Below are 21,039 nucleotides of genomic sequence, written 5' to 3'. Positions count from 1 at the left end.
CTTTTTTCACGTTTCATCAGGCTTGGTTTTTGTGTTGGTTTCGCAAAAGAAACTTCTGAATTTTCCCGCTGGCGTTGCGGGGAAGCTGCTTGACAAACCGGTATTCTCTCGGCCGTTTGTAACGGGCCAGTTTTTCGCTTTGCCGGCAAAACCGTTCCAGTTCATCCGCCGTCACCCCCGGATCTTTTTTAACGACATACGCCACCACCCGCTCCCCCCAAGTTTCATCCGGTTCCCCCAACACCGCCACATCCAACACCCCGGGATGCTCATACAGCACGTCCTCCACTTCCCGCGGATAAATATTTTCCCCGCCACTGATAATCATATCATCCAAACGGTCGGCCACCCACAAATATCCGTCTTCGTCCAGATAACCCAGATCCCCTGTATGATACCACCCTTGATGCAGCGCTTTGCCGGTCTCCTCTTCTTTCCGGTAATATCCTTTCATCATGCAAGATCCCCGGACGAGAATCTCCCCGGTCTCACCGGGTTTGAGCACGTCCTCCGGATCCGACGGCACTCCTTCCTTCACACGCACCACCCGGACTTCATGGTTTAAACAAGGCTTTCCGGCGGAACCGGCTTTGGTGATCTGTTCCACTTCCAACAAGAAGGTGACCGCCGGCCCCATTTCCGTCATTCCGTAGGCTTGAACCAAACCGATGCCGAGCTTCTCCCGGCAACGTAGAATCAATGCCGGAGCCATGGGAGCCCCGCCATAGAATCCCAGCCGCAACGACGACAAACGGTACCGGGACAAATCTTCCTGCAACAACATGTTCCACATGGTGGGAGCGGCAAAGAAAACGGTGACCTTCTCCTCCTGCACCAGTTTTAAAACCCGTTTCGGATCAAATTGGCGCATGATCACCTGGCCGGCTCCGATATGCACTCTCGGCAAAAACGCACAATGCAGTTCGGCACAGTGAAACATGGGAGCGGTCACCAGCCCCCGGTCTTTCGGGGTCAAACGCATCATCGCCAAAATGATCAGACTTTGCTCAATCATGTCGCGGTGCCGGTGCATCACGCCTTTGGGCCGGCCGGTGGTCCCGCTGGTGTACATGATGCCGCAAAGGTCCTCTTCCGACACCTCCGCTTCCGGCCGGGTATCCGGAGCCATCCGGATCCGTTTTTGGTAGCTTTCCGCATAACAAGGAGGGTCCCCGTCCGTCATCCAAAACGAGATCCGGGGGAATCTCCCGTGAATCTTTGCGATATGACTTTCCAGCTCTTTTTCAAATAAAACGATTTTGGGTTCGGCATCATGCAAAATATAAGCCACTTCTTCGGCCGTCAAACGGAAATTGACCGGGTTGAAGACCGCGCCGATTTTGGCGCAGGCAAAAAAAGCAGTGGCCAACTCCACGGAGTTGTATAGGTATGTGGAAACCCGGTCCCCCTTTTTCACCCCGGCTGCCAAGAAAGCCCGGGCCAGCCGGTTCACTTCCCGGTCCCACATCCGGTAAGTCCAGCGCCGGTTCTTCTCCACATCAAACAGCGCTTCCTTTTCCGGATACTTTTGAACCGTTTGCTCCAGGATCTTCCCGATGGTTGGGTACATGAACGAAGCGGACCCCCTTTAAAAAAGTGAATCAACCTTTGATATATTTCTTCCGCAATTCCATTTTGGAAAATTTCCCTGCCGAAGTGCGCGGAATAGAGTCCGTGAAAACAAACTCATCCGGCAGCCACCATTTGCTGAACTTCGAAGCCAAAAACGCACGCAATTCCTCTTTGCCGGCTTTTTTTCCTTCTTTCAGCACGACGACCGCCAGCGGGCGCTCCTGCCATTTGGGATGCGGCATGGCAATCACCGCGGCTTCCTTGACCGAAGGATGGGCCATCAGTTCATTTTCCAAATCCACCGAACTGATCCACTCTCCCCCGGATTTAATCAGATCTTTCGTCCGGTCGGTAATCTTCATGTAACCTTCCGGATCAATCGTTGCAACATCCCCGGTTTGAAACCAGCCATCGTCTGTCAACACCTCTTTGGCATCCGGACGGTTATAATAACCGGCCGTCACCCAAGGCCCCCGGATTTGGAGCTCTCCCATCGTTTTCCCATCCCAAGGAACTTCCCGGTCCCCGTCCATCACCCGGATCTCGACAAACGGAACAGGAGTTCCCTGTTTCAATTTGTATGCCAATTGCTCCTCGGCAGTCCTTTCTTTTAAATGGGGCTTCAAATGGGATACAGTTGCCACCGGCGTGGTCTCGGTCATTCCCCATCCGTGCACCGCCTGCAGGCGATGCCGTTCCAATCCCCGGATCAACGATTCAGGCGGGGCAGCCCCTCCGATCAAAAGCTTGAGATCCGGATCCAGATCCCACCGGTCCGGCTTTTCGTCCAGCTTGTTCAACACATCAAACCAAATGGTGGGAACCCCGGCCGCAAAAGTCACTCTTTCTTTTTCCATCAAGTCCAGAAGGTTTTCGGCATCCAGGAACGGACCGGGAAAAACTTGCTTGGCGCCCAACATCACCGAAACAAAAGGAAGCCCCCAGGCATTGACATGAAACATGGGAACAATGGGCATCCCGGCATCCTCACTTGAAATCCCCAACCCGTCTTTGAGCCCCAACATAAAGGAATGCAGCACCAAAGCCCGGTGGGAATAAACCACGCCTTTCGGCTTTCCGGTCGTTCCGGAAGTATAGCACATCACCGCGGCGTCATTTTCGTCCAGCCCGGCATAAGAAAAGGTGTCGCCGGCGCTCCCGAGGAACTGTTCGTAATCTTCACCGAAAGAAGGAACCGGTTGGCCGGTGAGCGGGACAACAATGATTTTTTCCACGTCAATTTGATCCCGAAATTTTTCCAGAAGGGGCAAGAGGATATCATCGACGATCAGAAACCGGTCCCTCGCATGCCGGATGATATAAGCAACTTCCGTGGGATGAAGGCGCAAATTCAGCGTGTGCAAAACCCCGCCGGCAACCGGAACGCCAAGGTACGCTTCCAAATGAACATAATGATTCCACATCAAAGTGGCCACACGATCCCCTTTTTTCAAGCCGGCTTTTTCCAATGCCCCGGCCAACATCCGGGCACGCCGGTAAAAATCCGCGTAAGTATATCGATGCAATGATCGGTCCGGCATTCGGGAGACGATTTCAACAGAACCATACAAATCGTTGGCCCTTTCCAATAAATGCGAAAGCGTCAGCGGAAAATTCATCATGGTGGCACGCATTCCTTAAAATCCCCCCCAGATTCCTTGTAATCCATCATCCAAACAATAAGCAAATCCAATGCCAACGGTGTGCGGAAAAAAGGGCCGGAAAATCCTTTACTCCCTTTCTCCCGAAACGGGATGATTCCGAAAAACCGGACACTTGTCAAAGGTCGGTGTCCGGTTTCCGGACAGCAGGATGGTTCCCCCGGGACCGTTCGTTCAAAACGCATTCGGCAGTTGGTATTTTTTTAATTTTTCGTATAAGACGGAGCGGCTGATTCCCAACAAACGGGCCGCTTTCACTTTATTGCCTCCCGTCTCCAAAAGCGCCTGGCAAATTGCATTTTTTTCTGCTTGTTTCAGCAAACCATCCTCCTTTTGGCATGCGGTTTTTTTCAGGTCCCGCAGGGGAGAGGGGAGATCCTGCCACCGGATGCAACCGTGCCCGGCAAAAATCATCGCCCGTTCCAAAGTGTTTTTTAATTCACGGACATTGCCGGGCCAATGATAATTCAACAAAATTTGTTCTGCTTCCGGATCGATTCCGGTGATGGCGGTCCTCAGCTTTTGATTCAGTTCTTTGACAAAGTGGCGGCACAACGGCAAAATATCCTGCTTCCGTTTTCTCAGCGGCGGGATGTTTAGCGCAATGACGTTCAACCGGTAAAAAAGATCCTCCCGGAACGTTCCCTTTCGGATCATCTCTTCCAGGCATTGATTGGTCGCGGCGATGATCCGGACATCGGTTTCAATCCGTCTGGTGCCGCCGACCCGGTAAAATGATTTTTCCTCCAGCACCCGGAGCAGTTTGGCTTGCAGTTTCAAAGACATGTCTCCAATTTCATCCAAAAACAACGTTCCGCCATCCGCCAATTCCAATTTGCCGGGCTTTCCTTTCTTTCCGGCTCCGGTAAATGCCCCCTCATCGTATCCGAAAAATTCCGCTTCCATTAAATGTTCGGGAACAGCCGCACAATTGACGGTGACAAACGGTCCGTTTCTGCGCGGACTGTCAACATGAATGGCATGGGCCACCAGCTCTTTCCCGGTTCCGCTTTCCCCGCGGATCAGGATGGTTGAATCCCCGGCCGCCGCTTTTCGGGCACACCACTTTAACCGCTCCACTTCCGGATCACGGCTGATTACCTGTTTCCAAGTAAAAAGGGACGGCTTGGTCTGCCTCTTTCCGCCGGTTTCCGCGTTTAACCCTTCGTCCAGCTGTTCCAACCGCTTCTTGATTTGATCCCAATGCCGGTAGATCACTTTTCCGGCCACCCCCGCCACCTTCCCGTTTTCAAAAACCGGGCAACCGTGAACCAGATACCGGATGCCGTTGGCTTCCAACCACCCGGACACTTCTGCCTTTCCCGTTTTCATCATGTCTTTCAGCTTCAGTCCGGGAAGCAATTGGCCGATCGGTTTTCCCAGCCATTCTTTCCCGGAACAAGCCATGAGTTCAAGCAGGTTTTGGTTGGCAAAAACCATTTTCTCCTCTTCATTCACCAAAAACCAGCCGTCACTTCCTTGTTCCAGGATCCTCTCCATCATCCGGCACCAGGAAAACGCCCTCCTGAGAAGGTCCGACCGGGAAAGCGAACCGGTGACTTGTCCTTCCCGGTTCAACACAAAAACGGTTTCCACCTGACTGTGAACCATTTTTTCCAAGATTTCTTCCCAAGAGGGATTGGAAACAGCAAACGAGTCATCCTGCGGAAAATGATCTTGGATCGGGGCATGAAGCGGCAGCTTTCGCAAAACCATTTGCAGCAAATGGTCCCGGGTGACGGCGCCCAGAAATGTTCCGCGGGGATCCACCACGGGGATGGCCTCTGACGGGGAACGGAGCAATTTTGCGGCGGCATCCCGCACGCTATCCTCCGGATAAAGAAAAACATCCACCTTCTTTAAGATTTCCTGCAGTCGAATCATACTCTCCTCCCGGTAAATTCAGAAAATACTAATTTCATTTTAACAAAAAACCGCTCCCGGCTGTGAAATCGGCTGATCTGCTTCATAAAATGAATTTTGTCCGGATCACAGAAAATAAAATCATAGTAAATCGATGAGAAATTATGAAAATAACGATTGACCCGGATCAAGATTTGTAATACATTAATTTCAAAAGAATATAATAAGACGAACAATTCTTTCAAAAACGGATTGTTTCACCCATTTCCATGCCTTTGCCGAATAGTCGACAAATTCACTCAAGATTGTCAAGAATTCTTTGGCTTGTTTTCAGCTGCAAAGGGGATTGAACAATGAAAGTTTCAACCCGTGGCGAATACGCCTTGCGCACCCTCATTCTTCTCGCACAGCATTCCACGGTCATCCCCGGTGCCGAAATTTCCGAAAAAACCCGGGTGCCTCTCAATTATCTGGAACAGATCCTGCTTCAGCTGAAAAACCTTGGTTATGTCCAGAGCAAGCGGGGAGTCCGGGGCGGTTATTTTTTGCATAAACCGCCCGAGCAAATCATCATTGGAGAAGTGATCCGGCAGCTGGAAGGGCCGTTGGCCCCCATGGGATGTGTCAGCGTGACCGCTTATGATCCCTGTCCACTGGAGGAAGGTTGTTTGTTGAAACCTTTATGGGCCTTCATCCGGGACACCGTTGCCCGGTGTTTGGAACAGACCACTTTAAAAGACTTGCTGGAAGGTCAAATTCCGAATGTCAAAGGGGCGTGAAAACCAAGATGAGACCGTCTGCTGTTTCGGATGAACAAATGCTGCGCATTCAAAAATCATTGGAAGGGCTCGAATACGGGACTGTCGTCATCACGGTCCATGATTCCAACATTGTGCAGATCGACCGCACGGAAAAACACCGTTTCTCCTTGAAAAAATCCCGTCCCTCTCCGGACCGGGCAAACCCCAACCAAAAAAACATTTAACAGCCGACCAGAAAACTGGAGGCCCCACACCCTGTTTGGATTCAGGGATGTCGGGGCTTTTTTTCATTTTTAAAGCAAGAGGTGAAACATAACATGCGCCTGCGATTGATTCCTGTTGTTCTTCTCATCGCATTACTGTCTCTGACCGCTGGTTGCCGGTCCGGTGAAGCCAACAAAAACGAAATCCGGATCGGTTACCAAAAATTCGGGGTTCTAAGCATCTTAAAAGCCCGCGGAACCTTGGAAAAACGCTTCGAATCCCAGGGGATCCGGGTAAAGTGGATCCAATTTCCGGCCGGTCCCCAACTACTGGAAGCCCTTCATGCCGGCAGCATTGACATCGGGGAGACGGGAAACACCCCTCCCATCTTTGCGCAAGCGGCGGGCACCCCACTGGTGTATATCGGAGCCGGCAAGCCACGGCCCGAGGGTGAAGCGATTGTCGTCCATGATGACTCACCCATTCATGACATCCGGCAATTAAAAGGGAAGAAAGTCGCTTTGAATAAGGGCTCCAATGTTCATTATCTGTTGCTTAAAGCATTGGAAAAAGCCGGGCTTTCGTATTCGGATATCCGGCCGGTTTATTTGCCGCCGGCGGATGCCAAAGCGGCTTTTATCAGAAAAAGTGTGGATGCATGGGTCATTTGGGATCCTTATTTTGCCGATGCCCAGACGGATTTGAACGTCCGGATCCTCACGGACGCAAAGGGATACACATCGAACCGTTCTTACTATTTCTCGTCCAAAGACTTTGCACAAGGGAATCCGGACAAGATCCAAATCCTTTTGGATGAATTGCAAAAATCAGCCGAATGGTTTAACCAAAATCCCGATCAAACCGCCAAATTGCTCGCCAAACAAATCGGGATGGATTTCAAGCCGGTCGATATCGCCATCCGGCGGGCGAAATACGGGATTGAACCCGTCAGCCCGGACATTGTTCAGGACCAGCAACAAATTGCCCGGGCTTTCTATGAAACCGGCCTGATCCCCCAATCCGTCCAAGTCCGCGATGTGATTTGGTCACCTAAATAAAATGGAAGGATGAGATTGATGAAACTTTTTTGGTTTCTCCCGACCCATGGAGACGGACGTTATTTGGGAACATCGATCGGAGGGCGCGCCACCGAGTATCCTTATTTGCTCCAAGTGGCTCAAGCCGTGGATCATCTCGGATTCAGCGGCGCGCTCATCCCCACCGGACGATCCTGTGAGGATGCATGGATTGTGGCGTCCTCTTTGCTTTCGGTCACCAAACGGATGAAATTTTTGGTCGCGGTTCGTCCGGGCATCATTTCCCCTTCAGCTTCTGCGCGCATGGCCGCCACTTTTGACCGTTTGTCCAACGGACGGTTGCTCTTAAATGTCGTCACCGGGGGGGATCCGGTGGAACTGGCCGGGGACGGCATTCATCTCGACCATGACACCCGCTATGAATTGACCGACGAATTTTTAACGGTCTTTCGCCGGATCATGCAAGGGGAAAAAGTGGATTTTCACGGGCGCCATCTCCATATCAAAGGCGGAAGCCTGCTGTTTCCCCCGGTTCAAAATCCGCATCCGCCTTTGTATTTCGGCGGCTCCTCTGCCGCGGGAATGCAAGTGGCCGCAAAACACGCGGATGTTTATCTCACATGGGGAGAACCCCCGTCCCAAGTTGCTTCCAAAATTGAGCAAGTCCGCAAGCTTGCCGCTCAACAAGGAAGAACCGTAACGTTTGGCATTCGCTTGCATGTCATCATCCGCGAAACCGAAAAAGAGGCGTGGAAAGCGGCCGAAGAAATGATCCGCCATTTGGATGAAAAGACCATCCGCAATGCCCAACGTATTTTTTCCCGCTTTGATTCCGTCGGCCAACAACGCATGACCCGGCTTCATCATGGCAAAAAATCCAATTTGGAAATCAGCCCCAATTTGTGGGCCGGAATCGGACTGGTCCGGGGCGGCGCCGGCACAGCGCTGGTCGGGGACCCGCAAACGGTTGCCAAGAGGATCCGGGAATACGCCGATTTGGGAATCGAAACCTTTATTTTGTCCGGCTACCCCCATCTGGAAGAGGCCTACCGGGTTGCGGAATGGCTGTTCCCGGAACTGTCCCTTCCGACCGGTTCTCTTTACTCCCGGCCGCACGCCGTGAGCCCGTTCGGGGAAATTGTGGCCAATCATCATCTTCCGCAAAAGAAAGGAGAGGTGAAATGAACACCAAAACCATCAGGCCTCATGCACGCAAATTTCACTTTCTCCTGTCTTGGCTGGTTCCGGCCCTGCTGATTGTGCTCTGGCAACTATTCAGCAGCATCGGCTGGATTTCCGACCGGACCTTGCCGGCACCCCTCACGGTGATTGAAGCGGCTGTCCGCTTAACCCGGTCCGGGGAATTGCTGCAGCACATTGCCGACAGCACGGTCCGCGCTCTTTTGGGATTGGGTATCGGCGGCGGAATCGGGCTGCTGCTGGGATTTTTAAACGGAATCTCCCGGGTGGCTGAAAAGCTTCTGGATTCCACGGTGCAAATGTTGCGCAACATTCCTCATCTCGCTTTGATTCCGCTTGCCATCATGTGGTTTGGCATCGGGGAAGAATCCAAATTATTTCTGGTTGCCCTCGGGGTCTTCTTCCCCGTCTATTTAAACACGTTTCACGGCATCCGCCACATTGATCCCGGATTGATTGAAGTGGGCAAAATCTATCAACTCACCCCCGGGTATTTTTTCTGGCACATTCTTTTGCCCAATGCGTTGCCTTCCATCCTCATCGGGCTCCGCTATGCCCTGGGAATCATGTGGCTGACCCTGATCGTGGCCGAAACCATCTCCTTTGATTCCGGCATCGGCTACATGGCCATGAATGCCCGGGAATTTATGCAAATGGATGTCGTGGTGTTAAGCATTCTGCTCTATGCTCTGCTCGGAAAAGCGGCAGACCTTTTGGCGAAAATGTTGGAGAACCGTTGCCTGAAGTGGCGGGAAACCCAATAACCATATGCAATCGCAGGAGGTGTTTCACCTGAACCGTCAACCTTTCGGAACCCGGCTCAACTTGAAAGACTTGCAAAAACAATACGACGGCCGTTTGATTCTGGATCACATCAACCTTCAAATCACCCCGGGAGAATTCATCGCCGTGGTTGGCCGCTCCGGCACCGGAAAAAGCACATTGCTCCGATTGATTGCCGGAATCGAAAAAACCAGCGGGGGAAAAATCATTCAAGACGGAGAATTCCTGACCGGAATCAATTCAGCGGCCCGCATGATGTTTCAGGAATCCCGCCTGTTGCCTTGGAAAAAAGTTTTCCAAAATGTTGCCCTCGGCATCCGGGACAAGCGCCATCGAAAAGAAAAAACCGAATTGATGTTGGAAAAAGTGGGACTCGATCAGTATAAAGATGAATGGCCCCGTATTCTCTCCGGGGGACAACGGCAACGGGTGGCGCTGGCCCGTGCCCTGGTCAGCCGCCCCCGCCTTTTGTTGTTGGATGAACCCTTGGGCGCTTTGGATGCTTTCACCCGGATCGAAATGCAAAAATTGATTGAAGAACTGTGGCAAGAACAAAAATTTACTGCTCTGTTGGTGACGCACGACGTCGAAGAAGCGGTGACTCTGGCAGACCGGGTCATCTTGCTGAAAGACGGCAAAGTCGCAACGGACATTCCGGTGACTCTTCCCAGACCCCGCCAAAGGGACGATGCGCGTTTCTCTTCCCTGACGGGCCGTATCCTGAAGGAAGTCATGGACACTGCCCAACCCTGCCGGAACGAATCATCCGCATCTTCCCACTCCCCTGTGAATCCCGCAAACAAGCTTCCCGAGCCTTCGCGCTTATAATAAATATGCCAGACACAGCGTCTGGCATTTTTTATTTGCCAATCATTTACTTTTATTAACAATAAAAATAAAATTAGATTATCATTTTCATAAAGATTTTCTTTTAACAATATGTTATGATGCTAAAGGGTTTTTTGAGAATCCCTTCATAAAATGACCTGAAAGAAAGGAGGATCAACATGTCTCAACAAGAACAAGCCATATCCGCCAAGAAAATCCCTGAAACCAAAAAAGAGCATTCCATAGATTTTTCTTTACCGATTTGGAAGACGATGATCCCGTTTTTGATCCCGTTAATTTTTAGCAATGCATTGCAATCTTTAGGCGGAACGGTCAGCTCCGTTCTGATCGGAAAACAGTTGGGCGAAAATGCTCTGGCAGCCGCCAGTACGGTATTTCCGCTGACCTTCTTTTTGATCTCCTTTGTGATTGGCCTGGGAAGTGCCAGCTCCGTGCTCATCGGGCAAGCTTTCGGAAGCGGGAACACGGAGAAAATGAAAGAAACTGTCGGCACTTCACTCACTTTTAGTTTTATTTTGGGAGTCATATCTTTAATCATTGGTTGGTTATTTTCGGACCAATTGCTCTCCCTCATGGGAATCTCGGAGGAGATTAAAAACGATTCTTCCAAATTCATGCATGTTCTTTTTCTCGGATTGCCCTTTTTGTTTCCTTATGTGATTTACACCACCTTGTTGCGGGGAACCGGCGATTCGAAAACGCCCTTTTATTTTTTGATCATCAGCACATCCCTGACCATTTTGCTCACCCCCCTGTTTTTGTTCGGATGGGGCGTTCCGCAGATGGGGTTGGAAGGAGCGGCGCTGGCTCAAATCATCGCCAGCCTGGTGACGTTTATCCTGTTGATCCTTTATTTGTTCAAAGTGCGACACCCGCTTGCCTTGGACAGAGATACATTGAAAATGCTGAAATTGAACCCGCAAATTTTGCGATTGATGGTAAAAATCGGGTTGCCGACCAGTATCCAAATGGTTGTCATCTCCGTTTCGGAATTGGCCATTGTCACGTTTGTCAACCATTTCGGGGCAAAAGCCACGGCGGCCTACGGAGTCATTAACCAAGTCATCAACTATGTGCACATTCCGTCCATGAGCTTGTCGATCGCCGTGGGAATCTTCGGCGCCCAACTCATCGGGGCCAATCTTCAAGAAAAACTGACGGAATTAATCAAAACCACCGTATGGTTGAACTATGTGGTCGGCGGCTTTTTGACCATTCTCATCTATGTGTTCAGCCGCCCGATCCTGTCCATGTTCTTGACGGACCCGTCCACCATTGACATCACGCAAAAATCTCTGTTCTTCACCTTGTGGGCGTTCACCGTGCTCGGCCATGCGGTGATTTTATCCGGATTGATGCGCTCCAGCGGCACCGTTTTCTGGCCCACCACCATCATTATCGCAACCATCATTTTGGTGGAAATTCCATGTGCGTTTGTCTTCTCCCGGCTGTTTGGCTTATACGGGGTCTGGATGGCTTATCCCGTTTCCTATTTCGCCACACTCCTCGGACAATACATCTACTACCGGAAGTATTGGAAAGGGAAAAGACATCAACAATTCTTCGAACAGCCGGAACCGGCCAACGGATGACTTCTGCCAAAGAAGAGCCCGTGAATTCAAGATTCACGGGCTCTTTGTTTTTATTTCATTTCGCTTTTAAAACGCGGGAACAAAATGTTGTTTTCCAAATGAATGTGCTGGAACAAATCCGCTTCCAACCTCTCAAGCATGTGAAAGGTCAGTGCATATGTCCGGCACGCCCCATCCGGCAGTGTGTACCCATTGGTAACCTCTCATTTTCTTGAGGAGCTCCCCGGCCTCACTGTGCTCCGATTCCAAAACAAACATGTGATCACCGTGCCGAAGGACATTTCCGAAAAGGCCAAACGGGCCATTGAAAGAATGGTTTCCATCGGATAAACCATAAGCTGTTTTCAAGAACATCCGTGAAGCGGAAGCCGCCCGGTAAAGACAGCCCCTTTTCCAGGCTGATTTCCGGCAAACAGATCCCCTTGGTGGGCATGAAGGATCCGTTTTGCAATCGTCAGTCCCAAGCCGGTTCCCCCGGTTTTGGGATTTCTTGATTTTTCCGCCCGGTAGAAGGGCTCAAAGACATGGGGCAAATCCTGCTCCGGAATCCCCGGTCCGGTATCGGCAACCGCAAAAACGACTTGATTTCCTTCCTTGCGCCATTGCACGCAGATTTCGCCCCCGGAAGGCGTGTAATAAAACGCATTGTCCATCAGATTGAGCACGGCCCGTTCCAGTAAGTGTTTGTCCCCCCGCACCAAACATTTTTCCGTTTGCCGCTGCACGCAAATCTCAATGTTTTTGGTTTGTGCGACCAGCCGGAATTGATCCACGATTTCTTCCATCCAATCTCCAAAATCAAACGTCTCGCCCCGAACCGCGGACGACGGTTCCTGAAATTCCGTCTTTGCATAAGCAAACAGATCGGATATCAACCGCTCCAGCTGTTCGGCTTTTTGCCTGCACACATGGATATACCTTTCCATTTTCTCCGGGGACCGGACCAACCCTTGCTCCATCCTCCATAAACTGCCCCGCAAAACAAACAGCGGCGTGCGCAGGTCATGGGCGATGGAGGAGATAAAAAAGCGGTGTTCCTCTTCCAATTTTGCCTGTCGGTTCAGCGACTCCCGGAGGCTGTCCCCCATCTTCTCAAATGCCGTCCGGACCTCGGCCACTTCCGTCAACCGGGAGGCAGGCAGCCGGAAATCCAAATTCCCTTTTGCAATTTGTTTGGCAGCTGCACTCATGCCCGAAAGGGGCTTCAGCACATATTTCCCCATCAGCCATCCAATGAGAAAAATCGTGGCAATGACCCCAAAAACAGCGGATAAAACCGCAAATACCTGCTGGTGGTTGTTCAAATACAGATGAACCACTCCCCGGACTTCTCCGTTTTCGATCACGGTCATTTGCCGGCTGTTCCATGGGTTGGGATGCGGACGGCCCGTTTGAAAGATTTTTTGTCCGGACGGATCGGTGATGAAAACGGGAATCCCGGAAGATGCATACTGTTTTTGGAAGGCTTGTTGCCACCCGGTATCTTTCCACTCATCCGCATGCTGCGTGATGTCCCGCATCATTTGGTCAGCCAAAGCCCTTTTGGACTCGGTTTGATGTGCCACGACCGGCTCAAGAACATAGTCCGTGAGGATGTAAAACAATCTCGGCAACAGCACCATGGCCAACAAACCGGCAAAAAGAAACTGGCGGATTCGCAATGTTTTCATGGCTTATGCCCCTTCAAAACGGTACCCGACTCCCCAAACATTGACAATCCATTTGGGATGATTGGGATCTTCTTCGATTTTTTCACGGATTCGGCTGATATGCACAACCACCGTATGTTTGTCCCCCACCCCGTCCCAAAATTTCTCAAGCAATTGATCGTAGGTGAACACTTGGCGGGGATGTTCGGCAAACAAGAGGAGAATGTCAAACTCTTTCGGCGTCAGGGAAACGGGTTTGCCATTTACGAAAACCTCATGCGCCCAGACATCCAAGCGGAGCGGGCCATACCGGAGAACCGCTTTTTGCGGGGAAGCTTGTTTCCGGTAACGGCGAAGAACCGCTTTGACCCGGGCCACCACTTCCACCGGCGTGGCTGACTTGACAATGTAATCGTCCCCGCCAATTCCGAGCCCCCTGATTTTATCCATGTCTCCGTTGCGGGCGCTTAAAAACAAAATGGGAACATCATTGTTTCTCCGGATTTCGCGGCACAGTTCAAAGCCGTCCTGCCCGGGCATCATCACATCCAAAAGGATGCAATCCACCGGCACCTGATTCAACAGTTTAAGCGCTTGTCCCGCATCGAAAGCCTTTTCCACCCGATAACCCTCATCTTCCAGAAAATCCTGCATCAATTCCACGATTTCTTTATCATCATCCACTACCAATATGGTCTCTTTCCTGTCCATGGCGAACCTCCATGCATCCAAAAATCAACTTCATCTTAACACAGCCACTCTGCCCGTTTGAAAAGACAAGCAATTCCTGATGGATTCGTGACCGGTCTGTGACTTTTTCACAAATTTATTTGTGATGAAAAAAATGTATCTTATACCCGTGCAAGGTAGTTTATCTGACCATTTCAATCAGAGAGGTGATCTTATGTTTTTAACCGTACACCCGGCAACCCATGCTCCCTTTTTTCCTTTTTTCATTTTTCCCATTGCATTCTTCTGCCTGCTGATCGCGGCGATTTTGATCTTCCGGTTCATGAACCGCCGTTCCGGTTGCCGCTCTCATTCCACCGGCATCCATCTGGAAGCCGAAGAAATTTTAAAACTCCGCTTGATCAATCATGAAATCAGCGAAGAAGAATACCTGAAAATGAAAGAACTGCTGAGGAAATAACCGACCGGCCGGCAGAACAAAAAAGGAGTCAGGAAACTTGCCCTGACTCCTTTTCTCATCAGAGAAACCATGCTACCGGTTCCCCGGTTCAAACGGAATTTCATTTTCAATGCCCCGTTTCATCTCTTCAATGGCTTTTTGTGATGATTCATCAAAGACAATGTCCCCGTCACCGGAGGCTGAAACCTCTTCCTTGACGGTCAAGGGAACATCCCCGGCATTGGGAACAAGGGTGTACCAATCGTGAACCGAATCGTAAACTGTGGCAAACAGGTAGATTTTCCCGGGGATCAACATCCGGTCCCCGTCAATAGTAAAGAAATCCCCGTTCTCATCATATCCGGCTTGTTGGTTCACCGTTACTTGGCCCACCGCTTTTCCTTTGAGGGTTTCGATCACTTGCACGTCAAACCGGGTTTCAGGAATGGCGCCCGTTGGGTTGCTCCCGGATTTTTCAACCACCTTGCCGATGAAAATATCGCTGGTAAACCCGGAAAGCTTTCGCGGGTCATCGATATCCGTCACATAAGAAGCGGCCGCATTGATCACTTCGGGCTCCTGTTTGGAAAAATGTTGATACGCGACGATCACACCGGTAAAAAGAAACAGCAGTGACGCCGCCACGAAGACATAGCGCTTTTTCATCTTAGTCCCTCCATTTGGCATAATAATCTTGCCGGTCATGGTGAGTCGGTGTGTTATAGGGGTTACAGGTGGAACATTTATACATTAAGATTTTCCGGTAGCTGTATTCTTCATGATCCCCCAAACCCAGAGCATGCCCCATTTCATGGGCGGCCACGCGGGCTTGAACGGGTGTCGTATACTTGTCCATGTAATAGATATTCAAATGAATGGTATCCGCTCCGGATTTCGGCGTGTACAGCCCGTCCCAGCTTGCCGTGGAGTAATTGGCATCATAAAAGATCAAATCCGGTGAGCTTGCCGGATAAATGGATATCGTCGTCAGCTGGTTCCAGGCATAATCCGCATGGTCGACCGCCTTCAGATACCGGGAAGAATTTTTATATCGAATCGCTCCATTTTTCACCGAATCCGAGTCAATGTAATGAGCTGCATATCCGCTCGGAAACAAGCCGAAAAACACCGTCAAAGCCAGAAGCAAAAGAAAGGTGATTTTTTTCAATCCATGAACCTCCTGCTTGTCCATCGATGATCTAATGTGATTTTATCATAAAAATATTCTAAATATAAATAAAAATATATCCACCTTCAATGATGTGTTCCTTTTCCTGTTCAAAATCCGGCTGTTTCCGGCTCATGGTTCATTTTTCTTCCTATAGCTCCATTTCATGATCTTCCGCAAACGCTCCCCATTTTCCTTTAAACAGTCCGTCCACCAATAAACATCGTCTTGACTCCGACGGCTCTTCATGTATCATACATGTATTCCAATCAAATCTTGGCAGAAAGGGAGAACAAGGATGTCCGATCACACCAACCCTAGAAGAATCCTTTTGGATTTGGCCGTGACGTTGGATGGTTTTATTGAAGGGAAAAATGGAGAAATTGATTGGTGCATCATGGAACCGGATATGGACTTCATTTCCTTCCTGAATCAAATCGACACGATTCTGTTTGGCAGAAAAAGTTATGAAATATGGGAACAATACCGCCCGCACGCCGAAGCACCGGAGATGGAAAAAGAAATTTGGCAACAGATTCAACGCAAAAAGAAAGTTGTCTTCTCCCGGACACGGACGAAAACCGGCCCGCAAGCAACGTTCATCCATGGCCCTCTTTATAAAGAAGTCATGAAAATCAAAAACCAGCCCGGCAAAGACATTTGGCTGTATGGCGGCGCCGATCTCATCGCCTCGTTCATCGATTTGGGGCTGGTGGATGAATTCCGGTTGTCCGTTCACCCTGTTGTTTTGGGAGAAGGAAAACCGTTATTTACCGATTTGAAAAAGCGGCTGAATTTAAAACTGATGCAAACCCGGACGTTTTCTTCCGGTGTGGTGCAACTGATCTATCATCCAAAAGACAAATAAAAACCATACGCTTAAAAGCGTATGGTTTGGATTGGGTTTTGTCATTTTTCCGCGTGAATGGTGATATGCCCGAACGTTTCGGTTTGGTTAAACAATTTAATCATAAAAGAGAGCCTTTCTTTGGCCTCCCCGGACTTCGCCGCATTTTGCAAAATCTCAATGGTTCGGTCCCACCCCTCGTCATACAGGGAGACCATCCAGGGTTAACAGGGTCATCTCCCCTTCTTTGAATTCCACCTTGGAAAAGGGGGTTTGGGCATAGATGCCCTCCCATTTTTTCCGGTCCAATGGTCTGACGATCAAATTCAATGCATGATGCAACAGCTTGACCACAACCGGGTTGTCCGGCAAGGGAACATCCATGATATGTTTCACCATTTTCAACATTTCTTCGGTCGGCTGCCGTTTGATCAACAAATCGTGGGTTCCCAGTTTGCCGCCTTTTTTCAAAACCCGGTAATACTCATTCAAAGCTTTGATTTTATCCTGATCAGGCAGCATTGTCAGCATGGCCTCATTGATCACACCATCAAACGTTTCATCCGCAAACGGCAAATCTCTGGCATCGGCCCTTTGCAGGGTGATTAAATGCTCCACCCCCGCCTGTTTGATATTCTTTTCCGCCTTTTTCAAACTGTCTTGATGCAGGTCCACGCACACAATGCGGCAACCGTATGTTTTGGCCAGATGCACCGCCGTGGTCCCCATGTTTCCCGCGACTTCCAAAAGACAGGAATGTTCATCCGGTTGCAGATGATCAATGATTTTCTGCGTTCCTTTTCTTCCCCCGGGCCGGAGAACCGTTTTCCCCAGACTTGCCAGAAACAGATGCCCGGGCAATTTTGCTGTTGGTGCCGGCATTTTTTCACCTCGTTTTATTTCCTGAACCTTGATCAGGAGGTGTCCTTTGCCTTTATCTTAATTAAATGGATTGTGCCCTTCCGTTAAATCCATCACACTTGTCTTCCCGGGATTCCTCCGTCCGGGTTGACCCGAAGACCCGCTTTCTCTATGATGGGGAAAAAGAAAAACTCCCGCTTGGGATGGTGTGATCTTATGTGCGGACGCTTTTCGCTGGCCATGGATTTCAACCTTTTACAAGAAAAATTCGGGTTCACGTTTCCCGATGAGTGGAACCCGCGATACAACATTGCTCCCAGCCAACCCGTCCTCACAGTGACCCGACAGGGAAACCGCCGTGTCGGACAACCCATGCGATGGGGGCTGGTTCCCTTTTGGGCCAAGGATCCCAAAATCGGCTACAAAATGATCAATTCCCGCGCGGAAACCTTGGACGAAAGGCCTGCTTACAAGCATCCTTTCCGCAAACAACGCTGCTTGATCCCGGCGGACGGCTTTTATGAATGGAAAAGAAGCGGAAAAACCAAACAGCCTTACCGGTTTCAAATCAAGGGCGGGGAACCGTTTGCTTTTGCCGGGCTGTGGGACCAATGGAAACAAGGAACAGACTTTTTGTATACCTGCACCATTATCACCACCCGGCCCAATGCCCTCGTCAAAGAGGTGCACAACCGGATGCCAGTCATCCTGAGGGAAGACGACTACGAAACCTGGCTGGATCCGGAAATGAACAACCCCGTTGTTTTGCAGTCACTGCTTGAACCTTATCCGGAAGAACAAATGGAATCCTATCCCGTGTCACAACGGGTCAACTCCCCCAAAAACGATGATCCGTCCCTCATCGAACCGGCTGTTCAGGGATAAGCCCCAGCAAACATAAAAAACCAGGGATGGTTTCCCTGGTTTTCGTTCGCTTTGCAAGCAAACATTATTCTTTCTCTTCTTTGTCGTTGCTGAATGCATAACCGGCTCCGCCCAAGCCGGCGCCAATGGCAACCCCGATCGCCATCCAAAGCCCCAGGTTATCCATGGCCAACCCAATGCCGACGCCGATGGCAACGCCAATCGCCATGCCGAAACCCATTGACTTTCCCATTTTGTTCTCTTGGTCCTTTTGATCTTTGGTCATGTTGTTACCTCCAATGGAAAATATACCAAACCATCATACCGCTATGTATATACCCGAAAAATAAGAACTTGAACCATATAAGCATCCATACCCTTAATCATCCCATTCATCCACCCATCCGCAAACCCAATTCCACGCATGGATGCGTTCATAAGCGACCAACAGGTCAAATGGAAGCGTTTCTCCTTTTTCATAAGCTTCGGCCTGTTGGTGGTAAATTTGCAAATGCCGCTCCAGCATTTGTACAATCTCTTCCACCGGGCGCAAACGGGCTTTCCTGATAAAGGCTTCCAGGGAATCTCCCGGCATCGGCAACACATCCTGCATCACGGTGCCGTCACACCGGTCGACCGGCGGTTCCAGGGATTCAACCAAATCGAGGCTCCATAACATCGCAAGCAAACCTTCGATACGCCACGTCAAAAGATGCGATTGCAGGGCTTGTTGCTTCCACCGGATTTCTTCCGGGGAGAGACCTGAAACCGGAATCCGGAAAATCTCTTTCTCCTGCTGGCTCAAATGTTCCCACAACCCCTCTTCGTGTGCCCATTTCACCACCTCTTCCGGCGCAGGATGAAAAATCACCCCCTGCAACAAATGGAGCGCCAAAGCCCGCCAGGCCACATCCTCCGCCGGACGCACGCTCACTTCCCTTCTCTTCGGCTCAACCGGAAAACCGAAGATCATCACCACACGCTCCCCGCCGGGATCCATCACGACTTGTTTCTGCATCTCCGCCATCGGCCAACACCTCTTATGTTCTAAAAATTCACCTGTGCCATTTTAACCAAAAACATTTTATTTTCTATTGATTTCATTATCCTTGAATAACAAAGACATATCAATTAATACATCATCCTCACCATGGCGGAAATACATCAATCGATAGAAACCCAAGAAAACAGCCCGCTCCTGTCAACCAAAGCGGGTTTCTTTAAACAAGACAAAAAATAATACAGCAAATATCTCATTGAATCCTTTTTACGCAATCAAATTCAATAATTCTTCTCTTTGGATCTTCTTGTCACTGCCTGGCGGATAATTTTTAAGCAGGTATTTTTTTAATCGCTCAGCCCATTCTTCTTGGTAGCCGTTTACTTTTCTTATTTCTTCCATAAACCGGTGATCAATCATCTCATCATTTATACTTTCAATCGGTTGAGGAAGTTCATTTTCCATCTTATCAAATTTAAACCCTGACCATATCGTGTAACATACTGCATCAAAAACACACCAAAAAGCTGACTCTGCCTGTAAATCTCCCTGAAATGGATCTGTTTATATTATCCCGATAACAAATAACCCTTCATCTTCATCATCCACTTCCATATAAAGATCACATCCACTCACCTTTTTTTCCTCGACCCACATCCAACACAGATCCATCGTCTCTTTCACAATCTGATACCAATCATTATAAGGAGTTAAGTTATTCAATATTTTTTCTGACAGTGCTAAATAATAAGCCGCTTTCGCATCCATTTTTACTTTCTTATACCACTTCATCCCTGTTGCCTCCTCAAATGCAGATCAGCAAACCGGATTTGCCATCAACTTTTCTGCGGTCAATTGAGCTTTTTGTTTTTTATGACAGATATCATGCTTTCTCGATGAACCACCTTGTGATTCACCATTAAAAACTGAAGGAGTTTCTCTGAGATCTCTTTATACCGGGCTCCGATGGAATGAAATTGCTCAATAAAATACAAAATGAAATCTTCGTCAACTTCTTCTATAGGTGCCGGAAGATATTTTTCACCGCGCTCCTGATAAACTTTCCAAGTCGTATATGAAATCGCACTGACCACACAAATCCAAACCCTCTGCTTTACAGCATCTTTTTCTAACTGCATCAAGATAAAAAGCCCGGTTTCATCAATGTTATCCAAAAATTCATAGAGACAATCTCCTGAAACCCTTTTGGTCTCCACCCAATCCCAACATGCTTTTAAAGCTTCCGAAGCTTTTTCATACCCGTCAGAACCAGACAGCTTTTGGATAATTGTTTCTGATAAGGTCAGTAAATAAGCGACTTGAGCATCAGAACGCAATTGAGTTACTTTGGTGAACATACCGGGTTGCTCCTTCATCTGAACCATTTCCCATTTTCTTTATGTAAATTTTTTCCGAATCCTGAGTATTTCATATTCTTCCGTTCCCTTCCCATCTCAATGTATCGTCAAGTTTCCCCTTCAATAAAGACCTCGCCATATTATTTATAGTGGGGAAAAATCTTTTAAAAGCCGCATTCATCTTTAACAACATTGATATAATAATTTTCTTTGGCATCCAGCTTTCGTAAAAAGTCTTCAAGGGATTCCGCAATGATCACCCCTGCACAGTCAATCGGATGGATTCCTTCTCTAGTCTCTTGACTCAAATCAAAAAAAAAATCAAGTCATCATTACCCAAGAAAAAAACGGGAACAAATGTGGATCCTCTGCAATTTCCTCAACCAAAAAGTAATCTTCCCAAATATCTTCACCCAAGATCAAATCTGCGATGAATGGGGACCCATAATCAGGTTATCAAAAGTCTTCTGATGAAAGCACATAAAGCCATATCCAATCTGCGAGTAAAATTTCCGTAACTCTTTTGGAAATGTTCGATTCAGTTTTTTTTCTGCTTCTTCAACTTCACTTCTATCAAGAGGATAAAATTTATGTTTATACTCTGGTGGTGCTTGAACCTTTTCGGATGGAAGGACATATTT

General features: G+C 49.1%; 22 protein-coding genes and 2 pseudogenes. 10 read left to right on the top strand and 14 right to left on the bottom strand.

Going from position 1 to position 21,039, the window contains the following annotated elements; genetic code table 11:
* Nucleotides 1–16: 16 nt before the first annotated feature.
* The 3 genes from I8U23_RS00120 to I8U23_RS00110 form a co-directional block, all read right to left on the bottom strand.
* A complete protein-coding gene (locus tag I8U23_RS00120) occupies nucleotides 17–1,570 on the bottom strand; it encodes a fatty acid--CoA ligase (RefSeq protein ID WP_049719888.1) in 1,554 nt (517 codons plus the stop codon).
* Nucleotides 1,571–1,601: 31 nt separating this feature from the next.
* On the bottom strand, nucleotides 1,602–3,206 hold the full coding sequence (locus I8U23_RS00115) for a long-chain fatty acid--CoA ligase (protein ID WP_232335407.1): 1,605 nt from the start codon (nucleotides 3,204–3,206) through the stop codon (nucleotides 1,602–1,604).
* Between the two features lie 201 nt (nucleotides 3,207–3,407).
* Complete coding sequence (locus tag I8U23_RS00110) at nucleotides 3,408–5,117, bottom strand: sigma-54-dependent Fis family transcriptional regulator (RefSeq protein WP_198050588.1); 1,710 nt, start codon at nucleotides 5,115–5,117, stop codon at nucleotides 3,408–3,410.
* Nucleotides 5,118–5,449: 332 nt separating this feature from the next.
* On the opposite strand from I8U23_RS00110, the gene I8U23_RS00105 reads away from it, so the two are divergent.
* The 7 genes from I8U23_RS00105 (at nucleotide 5,450) to I8U23_RS00075 (ending at nucleotide 11,522) form a co-directional block, all read left to right on the top strand.
* Nucleotides 5,450–5,875, top strand: a complete 426-nt coding sequence (locus I8U23_RS00105) for an RrF2 family transcriptional regulator (protein ID WP_049719884.1) — start codon at nucleotides 5,450–5,452, stop codon at nucleotides 5,873–5,875.
* 8 nt (nucleotides 5,876–5,883) lie between these two features.
* Nucleotides 5,884–6,081 carry a YezD family protein gene (locus I8U23_RS00100; protein ID WP_198050587.1) on the top strand — a complete coding sequence of 66 codons (198 nt, stop codon included), beginning with the start codon at nucleotides 5,884–5,886 and terminating at the stop codon, nucleotides 6,079–6,081.
* Between the two features lie 93 nt (nucleotides 6,082–6,174).
* Nucleotides 6,175–7,119, top strand: coding sequence for a sulfonate ABC transporter substrate-binding protein (locus tag I8U23_RS00095; RefSeq protein WP_198050586.1), 945 nt, complete (start codon nucleotides 6,175–6,177; stop codon nucleotides 7,117–7,119).
* Nucleotides 7,120–7,137: 18 nt separating this feature from the next.
* Nucleotides 7,138–8,283: an FMNH2-dependent alkanesulfonate monooxygenase gene (gene ssuD, locus I8U23_RS00090; RefSeq protein ID WP_198050585.1), complete on the top strand. Its 1,146-nt coding sequence runs from the start codon at nucleotides 7,138–7,140 to the stop codon at nucleotides 8,281–8,283.
* On the top strand, nucleotides 8,280–9,062 hold the full coding sequence (locus I8U23_RS00085; RefSeq protein WP_049719881.1) for an ABC transporter permease subunit: 783 nt from the start codon (nucleotides 8,280–8,282) through the stop codon (nucleotides 9,060–9,062). Before ssuD ends, I8U23_RS00085 begins: the two co-directional genes overlap by 4 nt.
* A 4-nt stretch (nucleotides 9,063–9,066) precedes the next feature.
* A complete protein-coding gene (locus I8U23_RS00080; RefSeq protein WP_082240571.1) occupies nucleotides 9,067–9,909 on the top strand; it encodes an ATP-binding cassette domain-containing protein in 843 nt (280 codons plus the stop codon).
* Between the two features lie 179 nt (nucleotides 9,910–10,088).
* Nucleotides 10,089–11,522: an MATE family efflux transporter gene (locus I8U23_RS00075; RefSeq protein ID WP_069201527.1), complete on the top strand. Its 1,434-nt coding sequence runs from the start codon at nucleotides 10,089–10,091 to the stop codon at nucleotides 11,520–11,522.
* Between the two features lie 50 nt (nucleotides 11,523–11,572).
* On the opposite strand, the pseudogene I8U23_RS00070 reads toward I8U23_RS00075, so the two are convergent.
* The 3 genes and pseudogenes from I8U23_RS00070 to I8U23_RS00060 form a co-directional block, all read right to left on the bottom strand.
* Nucleotides 11,573–11,774 (bottom strand): annotated as a pseudogene (locus tag I8U23_RS00070) (hemerythrin domain-containing protein); the annotation flags it as partial.
* A gap of 92 nt (nucleotides 11,775–11,866) precedes the next feature.
* On the bottom strand, nucleotides 11,867–13,192 hold the full coding sequence (locus I8U23_RS00065; RefSeq protein WP_198050584.1) for a sensor histidine kinase: 1,326 nt from the start codon (nucleotides 13,190–13,192) through the stop codon (nucleotides 11,867–11,869).
* Between the two features lie 3 nt (nucleotides 13,193–13,195).
* Nucleotides 13,196–13,882: a response regulator transcription factor gene (locus I8U23_RS00060; protein WP_037993586.1), complete on the bottom strand. Its 687-nt coding sequence runs from the start codon at nucleotides 13,880–13,882 to the stop codon at nucleotides 13,196–13,198.
* Nucleotides 13,883–14,075: 193 nt separating this feature from the next.
* Here I8U23_RS00060 and I8U23_RS00055 point away from each other — a divergent pair, with 193 nt between their 5' ends.
* Complete coding sequence (locus I8U23_RS00055; protein WP_037993588.1) at nucleotides 14,076–14,321, top strand: SHOCT domain-containing protein; 246 nt, start codon at nucleotides 14,076–14,078, stop codon at nucleotides 14,319–14,321.
* A 72-nt stretch (nucleotides 14,322–14,393) separates the two neighbouring features.
* On the opposite strand, the gene I8U23_RS00050 is transcribed toward I8U23_RS00055, so the two are convergent.
* Both I8U23_RS00050 and I8U23_RS00045 read right to left on the bottom strand, forming a co-directional pair.
* The gene (locus tag I8U23_RS00050; protein WP_037993590.1) at nucleotides 14,394–14,966 is read right to left on the bottom strand and encodes a hypothetical protein; all 573 of its coding nucleotides are present in this window, start codon (nucleotides 14,964–14,966) and stop codon (nucleotides 14,394–14,396) included.
* Nucleotide 14,967: 1 nt separating this feature from the next.
* Entirely contained in the window at nucleotides 14,968–15,468 is a 501-nt protein-coding gene (locus tag I8U23_RS00045; RefSeq protein WP_037993592.1) for a snapalysin family zinc-dependent metalloprotease, read from the bottom strand.
* A 298-nt stretch (nucleotides 15,469–15,766) separates the two neighbouring features.
* On the opposite strand from I8U23_RS00045, the gene I8U23_RS00040 reads away from it, so the two are divergent.
* On the top strand, nucleotides 15,767–16,336 hold the full coding sequence (locus I8U23_RS00040) for a dihydrofolate reductase family protein (protein ID WP_198050583.1): 570 nt from the start codon (nucleotides 15,767–15,769) through the stop codon (nucleotides 16,334–16,336).
* 180 nt (nucleotides 16,337–16,516) lie between these two features.
* Here the strand turns inward: I8U23_RS00040 and I8U23_RS00035 are convergent, their stop codons facing one another.
* On the bottom strand, nucleotides 16,517–17,197 hold the full coding sequence (locus tag I8U23_RS00035; protein WP_198050582.1) for a class I SAM-dependent methyltransferase: 681 nt from the start codon (nucleotides 17,195–17,197) through the stop codon (nucleotides 16,517–16,519).
* A gap of 195 nt (nucleotides 17,198–17,392) precedes the next feature.
* On the opposite strand from I8U23_RS00035, the gene I8U23_RS00030 reads away from it, so the two are divergent.
* Entirely contained in the window at nucleotides 17,393–18,061 is a 669-nt protein-coding gene (locus I8U23_RS00030; RefSeq protein ID WP_198050581.1) for an SOS response-associated peptidase, read from the top strand.
* Nucleotides 18,062–18,125: 64 nt separating this feature from the next.
* Here I8U23_RS00030 and I8U23_RS00025 read toward each other — a convergent pair whose 3' ends face one another.
* The 5 genes and pseudogenes from I8U23_RS00025 to I8U23_RS13350 form a co-directional block, all read right to left on the bottom strand.
* A complete protein-coding gene (locus I8U23_RS00025; RefSeq protein ID WP_198050580.1) occupies nucleotides 18,126–18,326 on the bottom strand; it encodes a glycine zipper domain-containing protein in 201 nt (66 codons plus the stop codon).
* 93 nt (nucleotides 18,327–18,419) lie between these two features.
* A complete protein-coding gene (locus I8U23_RS00020; protein ID WP_198050579.1) occupies nucleotides 18,420–19,067 on the bottom strand; it encodes a DUF4272 domain-containing protein in 648 nt (215 codons plus the stop codon).
* A 240-nt stretch (nucleotides 19,068–19,307) separates the two neighbouring features.
* Nucleotides 19,308–19,808 (bottom strand): annotated as a pseudogene (locus tag I8U23_RS13355) (Imm6 family immunity protein).
* Nucleotides 19,809–19,891: 83 nt separating this feature from the next.
* The gene (locus I8U23_RS00005; protein WP_198050577.1) at nucleotides 19,892–20,398 is read right to left on the bottom strand and encodes an Imm6 family immunity protein; all 507 of its coding nucleotides are present in this window, start codon (nucleotides 20,396–20,398) and stop codon (nucleotides 19,892–19,894) included.
* Nucleotides 20,399–20,817: 419 nt separating this feature from the next.
* The coding region (locus I8U23_RS13350; protein ID WP_232335406.1) for an SMI1/KNR4 family protein at nucleotides 20,818–21,039 on the bottom strand (222 nt) is incomplete at its 5' end.

It is taken from the genome of Thermoactinomyces sp. CICC 10735 (assembly GCF_016055175.1).
GTDB lineage: Bacteria > Bacillota > Bacilli > Thermoactinomycetales > Thermoactinomycetaceae > Thermoactinomyces > Thermoactinomyces vulgaris.
Note: the sequence above shows the minus strand (reverse complement) of the source record. Positions and strands in the feature narration are given on the sequence as shown.